The organism is Arcobacter lacus, from assembly GCF_003063295.1.
Taxonomy (GTDB): Bacteria; Campylobacterota; Campylobacteria; order Campylobacterales; family Arcobacteraceae; genus Aliarcobacter; species Aliarcobacter lacus.
Map to the genome: position 1 here is coordinate 402,007 of NZ_MUXF01000001.1, position 8,580 is coordinate 410,586.

At 26.9% G+C, this 8,580-nt stretch carries 9 protein-coding genes and 1 pseudogene; 4 read left to right on the forward strand and 6 right to left on the reverse strand.

Annotated elements, in window-relative coordinates:
• Positions 1–32 precede the first annotated feature (32 nt).
• From B0175_RS02055 to B0175_RS02065, 3 genes are read left to right on the forward strand one after another with little or no spacing between them, the layout of a single operon-like run.
• Complete coding sequence (locus tag B0175_RS02055; RefSeq protein WP_108527056.1) at positions 33–2,384, forward strand: dynamin family protein; 2,352 nt, start codon at positions 33–35, stop codon at positions 2,382–2,384.
• The gene (locus B0175_RS02060) at positions 2,384–4,408 is read left to right on the forward strand and encodes a dynamin family protein (RefSeq protein WP_108527057.1); all 2,025 of its coding nucleotides are present in this window, start codon (positions 2,384–2,386) and stop codon (positions 4,406–4,408) included. Before B0175_RS02055 ends, B0175_RS02060 begins: the two co-directional genes overlap by 1 nt.
• Before the next feature lies 1 nt (position 4,409).
• Complete coding sequence (locus B0175_RS02065) at positions 4,410–4,844, forward strand: hypothetical protein (protein ID WP_108527058.1); 435 nt, start codon at positions 4,410–4,412, stop codon at positions 4,842–4,844.
• A 16-nt stretch (positions 4,845–4,860) separates the two neighbouring features.
• Here the strand turns inward: B0175_RS02065 and B0175_RS02070 are convergent, their stop codons facing one another.
• From B0175_RS02070 to B0175_RS02095, 6 genes are all read right to left on the reverse strand, one after another.
• Entirely contained in the window at positions 4,861–5,862 is a 1,002-nt protein-coding gene (locus B0175_RS02070; RefSeq protein ID WP_108527059.1) for a beta-ketoacyl-ACP synthase III, read from the reverse strand.
• Positions 5,863–5,889: 27 nt separating this feature from the next.
• Complete coding sequence (plsX, locus tag B0175_RS02075) at positions 5,890–6,894, reverse strand: phosphate acyltransferase PlsX (protein ID WP_108527060.1); 1,005 nt, start codon at positions 6,892–6,894, stop codon at positions 5,890–5,892.
• Positions 6,894–7,046 (reverse strand): 50S ribosomal protein L32, encoded by a 153-nt coding sequence (gene rpmF, locus B0175_RS02080; protein ID WP_004510349.1) that lies wholly within the window; start codon positions 7,044–7,046, stop codon positions 6,894–6,896. Before rpmF ends, plsX begins: the two co-directional genes overlap by 1 nt.
• An 11-nt stretch (positions 7,047–7,057) precedes the next feature.
• Positions 7,058–7,435, reverse strand: a complete 378-nt coding sequence (locus B0175_RS02085) for a hypothetical protein (protein ID WP_108527061.1) — start codon at positions 7,433–7,435, stop codon at positions 7,058–7,060.
• Positions 7,436–7,462: 27 nt separating this feature from the next.
• Positions 7,463–7,876 carry a nucleoside-diphosphate kinase gene (ndk, locus tag B0175_RS02090; protein WP_004510347.1) on the reverse strand — a complete coding sequence of 138 codons (414 nt, stop codon included), beginning with the start codon at positions 7,874–7,876 and terminating at the stop codon, positions 7,463–7,465.
• Between the two features lie 110 nt (positions 7,877–7,986).
• On the reverse strand, positions 7,987–8,259 hold the full coding sequence (locus B0175_RS02095) for an NADH-quinone oxidoreductase subunit I (RefSeq protein ID WP_004510346.1): 273 nt from the start codon (positions 8,257–8,259) through the stop codon (positions 7,987–7,989).
• Between the two features lie 198 nt (positions 8,260–8,457).
• On the opposite strand from B0175_RS02095, the pseudogene B0175_RS11300 reads away from it, so the two are divergent.
• A pseudogene (locus B0175_RS11300) lies at positions 8,458–8,580 on the forward strand (peroxiredoxin); the annotation flags it as partial.

Below are 8,580 nucleotides of genomic sequence, written 5' to 3' on the forward strand. Positions count from 1 at the left end.
ATATTTAACTTTTTTTATTTGGGAGATTTTATATGAGTTTAATTAATGACTATTTTTTATTATACCATGGTATAACATTTGAACAAAATTTAGATACTGAAGAAATTGATACTATTTTAAATGAAGATACTTTTACAATATTTGCTCTAATTATTAGTGCAACAAGAAAAAACTGTGATAAATATTTACCACTTACTTCTTTTAAAACTTTATGTCAACAAATAAATGTCAAATCTCCTTCAAATATATCTGAATTAAATCATTTGCAACACAATATTGTTGATACAATTTTAAAAAATAAAACAAAAAATAATATAGCAACTTTGCACTCATCTTTTGAATATTTAAAGAATGAAAATATTATAAATAATGAACACTATAATAAACTTTTATCTTTATTTGATTTAAAAGAACTTAATGTAATAGAAGATCAAAATCACATTTTAGTAGAAAAGATTGATGATGAACACAAATCTTCATTTAAAGATTTAAAACATAATTTAGAAAATATCATCAATGAATTAAAAACTGATTTAACAAATAAAGAGATTTTAGGTGAGTTAGAAAATACTCATAATTATTTAAATAATCAAAAATTTTCTATTGGAATTACTGGTGTTATGAATGCTGGAAAATCTACAATGCTAAATGCATTGATGGGAAGAGAAATTTTAGGAAGTGCTGTTGTTCCTGAAACTGCAAACTTAACAATAGTAAAACACAATCCAACTGACAATGCAAAAGTTTATTATTGGAATGAACAAGAGTGGGATAGAATAAATAAATCAGCTTCTCAATTGGAATCTATGAAAGATTTTGTTGAAGAGACAAATAAAATATTTGGTGATAATTTAAAAAACTATATTAGACCTGTTTCAAGATTTGATGAAATTGATATAAAAGATTTATCTTCATATACTTCAGCAGAAGCAAGTGGCAAAAAATGTAATCTAGTAAAATATGTAGAACTTGGTTCAAAACTTGATTTTTTAAGTGATGGTATAGAAATAGTTGATACACCTGGACTTGATGATCCAGTTATTCAAAGAGAAGAAATAACAAAAGAATATATCAGTCAATGTGACATGATGATACATCTTATGAATGTATCGCAAAGTGCAACACTAAAAGATGTTGAATTTATAATTGATGCCCTACTTTATCAAAATATTTCAAAACTTTTGGTTGTTATTACAAGAGCTGATACAGTTTCAAAAGAGCAGTTAGACGAAGTTATAAAATATACAAAAACTTCAATAGAAAGACAACTAAAAGCACAAAATAAAGATTCTCAACTTGATTATATTCTGAAAACTATCAAGTTTATTCCTATTTCAGGAAGAATGGCATTATTACATAGAACAAGTAGAGAAAAAGAAGCACTTGATGCTGGATTTACTATTGAAGATACTGGTATTTTAGAGATTGAAAAATATTTGATGGAAACATTGTTTGGTACAAATTCACAAAAAGGTGAATTAGTTGTTCAATCTACAAAAAATCAGCTTCAAAAAGTTATAGAAAAACAAATCTCATTTAATAATTATGAATTAACTTTATTATCAAAATCTAAAGAAGAATTAGAAAAAGAGTTAGAAGAGTTTAATAAGAAAAAAATTGTAAACACTAGAATTTTTCAAGCAATGAATGAAGATATAACTTATTATAAAAATGATGCAAAATCTTATGTAACTTCTTTAGAAACTTTTTTAGAAAGTGAACTTATTGATTTGCAAACTGTTATTAGACAAAGGGTAATAAGTGATGTTAGATACTCTTTTGAAAAAACTAAAAAAAGACCTGAAAACTCTAGAATTAAAGTTATAATTGAAACTGCAATAAAAGATGGAATTATTGATGTAATTAGAGATTATAGATACAAATTTATTAAAAAATCTCAAACTATTGGTGAACAGTGTGAACAAAAATATCATGATTTAGGTTTTGCAATTGGACATAAAAATGAAAATTTTGATGCTCGAGGGTTTTTCCAAGAAGATTTTAAATCAGGATTTTTAACTTCTAATAATGAAGTTTTAATTTCGCAAATAATTGATGCTGTTTCAAAATCTAAAGATTCAAGAATTAATGAACTTGATAGAGAAATAGAATCATTAATCTCTACTCAATTTACAGCAATTGAGGATGATTTAAAAGCAAAAGCAAAAAAAGTAAGTATCATGTTAATTGAGTCATTTTTTACAACATTAAATGCTCCATTAAAACAATTTGAGCAAAAACTTAAAAATGATGAAGAGACTTTACAAAATCAATTAAATTCATTTGAAGAAAATGATAAAAATAAAGATGTTATATCTATTGATATTCATAAAAATATTAAAAAGCTTGAGAATATCTCTGCAACTATTAAAGGATTAAATTAATGAGTGCAAATCTAAATATATTAAAAAGTTTTATTAATGAGTTTAAAGAAACTTATACGGTTGTTGAAGCAGTTTACGAAAGTGGTTTAGTTGGAGATATAAAAAAGATTCAAGATAAACTTCTTGATGAAAAGTTTTTTCCATCAACTCAATTAAAAGCGATTTTAAATAAACAAATTAAACGTGCACGTTATCCAATGGAAGTTGCAATTACAGGACAATTTAGTGCTGGAAAATCAACATTTTTAAATGCTTTACTTTCAAGAAATATTTTACCAACGGGGATTACTCCTGTTACATCTAAAGTAAATTTCATAAACTATGGTGAAGAGTATAAACTAAAAATCACTTACTATTCTGGTGCTCAAGAATTTGCACCAATTGAAAGTATTGCAGACTTTACAGATCAAAGAGAACATGAGATGAAAGATATAAAATATCTTACTCTTTATGCTCCAATGGAAATTTTAAAAGATATCTCTTTTGTTGATACTCCAGGACTTAATTCTCAATCACAAAGTGATACAGATACAACGAGAAAAGTTTTAAGAGATGTTGGTGGAATAATTTGGTTAACACTAATAGATAATGCAGGAAAACTATCTGAAGCTGAAGTTTTAGAAGAGTATATGCAACATTTTAAAAATAAATCTTTATGTGTTTTAAATCAAAAGGATAAATTAACCCCTGAACAAGTTGATACAACAACAAAATATGTAAAAGAAAAATTTTCAAAATATTTTGCAAAAGTTGTTCCTATTTCTGCAATGATGGCATTGGAAGGTAGAGCTCAACATAAAGATATTTTACTTGAAGATGAATATACAAAAATTATAAATCAATTCAAAAAAGAGTTATTAGAAAAAAATGTTGATGATTTAGACTTTTTTGAAAAACATTTTAAAGAATATAAAAATAAAATTAATTCTATTAAAAATGTTGATGCTACAACAAATACAGAACTTTTAAAAGAATCAAACATCCAAGATGTTTTAGATTTTATTAACGATACTATAAGGCCACAAGCAGCAGAAGCAAAAGAGTTTGCAATTAAAAAAGATTTAAAAAGTTTTTGTGATATTTTAATAAAAGAGTATGAAACAATTACAAAAGTTTATGATGCTTTAGTTGATATATTAAGAAATTGTCAACCAGCTGTAATAGAACATTTTGATAATATTCAGAAAAAATACTCTAAAGAACTTTTTACTATTTATAACTCTTTAGAAGCAATCATGGAAAAAATTGCTCATGAAACTTATAAAAATATCAAAAGAAAAAAATCAATTAGATTTGAAGAGTCAAAAGGTTTATTTGGAGAAAAAATAGAAAAATTTGAATATGAAACTTTTTGGATCGATTCAGATGCAATTTACAAAGCTTTATTTTATGATGATCAAACTATTGACAAAATGTTTAAACGTTCAATTAAATTACTTAAAAATGTTGAGTTAAACAGTGACGAAGCTTTCAGAGATGCGTACAGAATAATAAAAAATGATGTTGTTAAATGGCAAGAACCTTATGAACTTATAAGAAAACAAAGAGAGATTGCTTCTGATATTGAATTTTCAAATACTAGGCACTTTGCTGCTAAAGTTTATGAAAATGTTTTAAAATCTTTTCATAGAGCTATTTTAGAAAATATTTCAGCTTTAAGAAAGAAATTTGCATATTTTAATGGTGCATTATCATATTCATATATTCAAACTACACAAGCAACAATTGCTCATTTTGAACAACAAATAAGTGAATCTGAAGAGTTATATAAAAAAGAACCTTCTAGATTTTCTATTTCTCATCCTAGAGAAGATGAAATTATTGCTAAATTAAAAGCAAACTTTGGATTTGAGAAAATTGAAGATTTTTTAACTTCAAAAAGAAATTATTTATTCAAAATAATAAAATATTCTAAAGAGCAATATTTAGAAATAAATGATGACAGAATAAATTTTGTTTTATCTAAAAAAGAACAATATTTGAATAAAATAGACGACTTAGAAAGAATAAAAGAAGAGATATAAAATGTTAAAAGATATTATAGAAAACTCTAATTACAAAGATTTAATTAATAAACAAATTCATGACATTATACTTTTTTTATTGGATAACAATCAAGAATTTTCAATAACAGCAAACATTACTCCAATTAGTTTTAATCCCGCTTTACCTGAAGATATTAAATCACAATTGCACAAATTTTCATTATTTGTTTTAAGTAATTATACATATACAACAATTGAAATAAATGAAGAATTCTTAAGTTTTGAAGCTGGTTTTGGAAATGAGAATTTTGGAAGTATTGTAAAGATACCACTTCATGCAGTTTTTCAAATAGTTGTTGATGATTCAATTTTATATCTAAACTCTGTAGCCACAGTTGAAAAGTTTAACAATAATTTAGAAAAAAATTCGTTTAATATATTTAAAAATAATCCAAATAACAAAAAATTTAATTAAAAGATGAAAATTTATTTCATCTTTTAATTGGAGCAAATTTAAATAAAGCACTTCCCCAAGTAAGTCCACCACCAAAAGCATCAAACAGTATTGTTTCACCAGCTTTTATTTTACCTTGTTCAAATGCATAATTCATAGCCATAGGAATTGAAGCAGCTGATGTATTTCCATATTTATCAACTGTAACAACAGTTTGTTCATCACTTAAATCTAAAGCTTCACCTACTGCTTTTATAATTCTATAATTTGCTTGATGAGGAATAAAATGATTTATGTCTTCATTTGTAAGATTATGTTTTTCAAGCATTGTTTTTACATCAGAAGTCAAAGTTTTAACTGCAAGTTTGAAAGTTTCATTTCCTTTCATTTTTATACATGCCATTTTATTTTCTAAAACTTCTTGACTACAAGGATTTTTACTTCCTCCACCAGGTGTTTTAATTAAATCTTCATAGTTTCCATCGCTAGAGCAATTAATATCTATAATTGATTCATTTTTATCATTCGTTGCTGAAATTATAGCTGCTCCTGCTCCATCTCCAAATAGAAAACAAGTCGTTCTATCTGTATAATCTAAAATTGCGCTATACTTTTCTGCACCAACAATTAGTACATTTTTTTTCATTCCTGATTCAATAAATGCTTTTGCAACATTAAGTGCATATACAAATCCTGTACAAGCAGCACTTATATCAAAAGCCATAACATTAGGAAGTCCTAGTTTTGCGGCAATTAAACAAGCTGTTGAAGGCATACATAAAAAATCTGGAGTTACTGTTGCACAAATTACTAAATCAATTTCTTCTTTAGATATACCTGCTCTTTCAATAGCAACTTCAGCAGCACGTGCACCTAAATCAGATGAAGCTTCACCTTCATTTGCAATTCTTCTTTCTTTAATACCAGTTCTTTTAGTAATCCACTCATCACTAGTATCAATTATTTTTTCAAAATCTGCATTTGACATAATCTTTGGAGGAATATAAGCTCCAATAGACCTAAAAGCTGCATAAATCATTAGACATATCCTTAATTATTACAGTAATTAATCTATTTTATTATTACTGTATTCTACTAATCTTTGTTCTATTATACTATCTAAATTTGAACTCGCTGCATTAATTGCTTGGAATATTGCATTTTGAATTGCTTTTGAATTCGATTTTCCATGAGATATAATAACAGGTGCTTTTACTCCAAGTAATGGAGCCCCACCATATTCAGCATAGTCAACTCTTACTTTTAAGTTTTTAAACACTTTTCTCATAAGAACTGCGCCTGCAATTGAGATTAGAGATCTTTTTAAATTCTTTTTAATAATCTTACCTATTGTATCTGCAACACCTTCAGCAGTTTTAAGTAAAATATTACCTATAAAACCATCACAAACAACAACATCAACAGTTCCTTTAAAGATATCACTACCTTCAACATTTCCTGCAAATCCTGGAAGTTTAGATAGTAATTTATAAGCTTCTTTTGTAACTTCATTACCTTTACTGTCTTCTTCACCATTACTTAAAAGTCCAACTATTGGTTCATCAAGTCTTAATGCATATTGAGCATAAACTTGTCCCATAACAGCAAATTCAAATAAATTTTTTGCATCACTATCAACATTTGCTCCAACATCTAAAACCAAAGTATTTTGATTTTCACTTGTTGGCATAAGTGTTGCAATGGCAGGTCTAGAAACACCTTTAATTCTTCCAATTCTTAGTGTTGCTAAAGACATAGAAGCACCTGAATGTCCAGCAGAAACTACTGCATCAGCATTTCCTTCTCTAACTAATTCTATTGCTTTATAAATTGTAGAATCTTTTCTTTTTAATGCATCTGTTGCACTATCATGCATACTAATAACATCATTTGTGTCTAGGATTTCGATTCTTGGTAATAAACCTTGCGGGATAAGAGGTAGAAGTTGTTCTTTATTTCCAACTGCTATTGCTGTGAAGTTGTTGTTTTTTCTGAGAGCTAAAACTAAACCCTCAATTATAGGTTCAGGACCAAAGTCCCCACCCATTGCATCTATTGCTATTCTTAACATTAGTTTTTATATTCACCAGTGTTTGGATTAACCATATGAGGCATTTTCCAAGAACCATCACTATCTTTTACTGGTTTTTTTAACGTAATTTTATAATGAGTTCTTCTTTTTGCTGATCTTGTATGAGATACTCTTCTCTTTGGTACTGCCATTTTAATTCTCCTTAAAATTCTTTTTCAAAATTATCACTATTTTGTAAACAAGTTTTACAAATATAATAATCAGTTTTTATACTATTTAATTCACTTTCAATAATTTCATCAAAGTCAATTAAACTATTTTCAATTTCTATTACTAAAAATTCTTCTTCATTGCCTTTATAGATTCCATCACTTAATAGTAATTTAAGATTTTCATTAACTTCTACTATTTCTGAAATACCACATCTACAGCAATCTATTTCCGTATTACCTTTTAATACTGCTTCAACTTTTACTAACGATGCTGAAATTCTACAAAAAATACCTTCAATTTCTACTGAATTAAATTGTGTTACTAATTCTTTTGTAGTTTGAGGTACTTTTTTAAATTCAATTTTCATTATAAAAGTTATCCTTATATTAAATGATTAACAAATTTCTCTTTGTGCAAAGAAAAAAGCTATTTCATTTTTTGCATTTTCTAATGAATCAGATCCATGAACTGCATTTGCATCAATTGAATCAGCGAAATCTGCTCTAATTGTTCCAGCTGCTGCTTCTTTAGGATTTGTTGCACCCATTAATTCTCTATTTTTTGCCATTGCATTTTCACCTTCTAAAACTGAAACTACAACAGGTCCTGAAATCATGAACTCAACTAAATCTTTGAAAAAAGGTCTAGCTGCATGAACTGCGTAAAAAGCTTCAGCGTCTGCTTGGCTTAATTGTAATTTTTTTGTTGCTGCTATTTTTAATCCAGCTGATTCAAATCTGTCTAAGATTTTACCAACTACATTTTTTGCAACTGCATCTGGTTTGATGATTGATAATGTTTGTTCCATCGTTTATATTCCTCAATTTTTTTTAAGTCGCGGATTATACCCAAAAAAATAAAAAAAGGCAAGTAAAAAAATACTCGCCTTCAAATATATTGTAAATTATTAAAATTTATTTATTCAACAACAGGAGTTCCTGGAGTTCCTCTATCTTCTTTTTCAATAGAACCAGAACCTGCTTCATCCCACACTATACATCCTTCAGTTGGACAAGCATCTGCACATGCTGGTGCATCATTATGACCTACACACTCAACACATTTATCAGCATATACATAATACGTATCTTCTCCAGTTGGATTATCATCATTATCAACAATCGCTTCTACTGGACACTCATCTAAACAAGCATCACAGCTAATACAGATATCAGTAATTTTTACTGCCATTGTAATCTCCTAAATATTTAAAATTTTCTAAACTTTATCACACTATATATAAAAATATCTTTAAGATTTTAAAGAATGGATAATTTTTTTCTATAAATAATATTTTTCATAAATTTCAGAATTTAAGTAAAATTAAAGTTTTTTGTTAAAAATTTTGTTGTACAATTACGTCAATTTAAATAAAAAAAAGGATTAAAAATGTTAGTAACAAAAAAAGCTCCAGATTTTACAGCAACAGCTGTACTTGCAGATGGTCAAATTGTAGAAAATTTTAACTTATATGAAAACATTGGTGAGAAAGGTGCAATTTTATTCTTTTGG

Excerpts from the sequence above, each read along its gene's own strand:
- B0175_RS02055 (WP_108527056.1), top strand. The coding sequence starts at position 33 with ATGAGTTTAATTAATGACTATTTTTTATTATACCATGGTATAACATTT.
- B0175_RS02060 (WP_108527057.1), top strand. The coding sequence starts at position 2,384 with ATGAGTGCAAATCTAAATATATTAAAAAGTTTTATTAATGAGTTTAAA.
- B0175_RS02065 (WP_108527058.1), top strand. The coding sequence starts at position 4,410 with ATGTTAAAAGATATTATAGAAAACTCTAATTACAAAGATTTAATTAAT.
- B0175_RS02070 (WP_108527059.1), bottom strand. The coding sequence starts at position 5,862 with ATGATTTATGCAGCTTTTAGGTCTATTGGAGCTTATATTCCTCCAAAG.
- plsX (WP_108527060.1), bottom strand. The coding sequence starts at position 6,894 with ATGTTAAGAATAGCAATAGATGCAATGGGTGGGGACTTTGGTCCTGAA.
- rpmF (WP_004510349.1), bottom strand. The coding sequence starts at position 7,046 with ATGGCAGTACCAAAGAGAAGAGTATCTCATACAAGATCAGCAAAAAGA.
- B0175_RS02085 (WP_108527061.1), bottom strand. The coding sequence starts at position 7,435 with ATGAAAATTGAATTTAAAAAAGTACCTCAAACTACAAAAGAATTAGTA.
- ndk (WP_004510347.1), bottom strand. The coding sequence starts at position 7,876 with ATGGAACAAACATTATCAATCATCAAACCAGATGCAGTTGCAAAAAAT.
- B0175_RS02095 (WP_004510346.1), bottom strand. The coding sequence starts at position 8,259 with ATGGCAGTAAAAATTACTGATATCTGTATTAGCTGTGATGCTTGTTTA.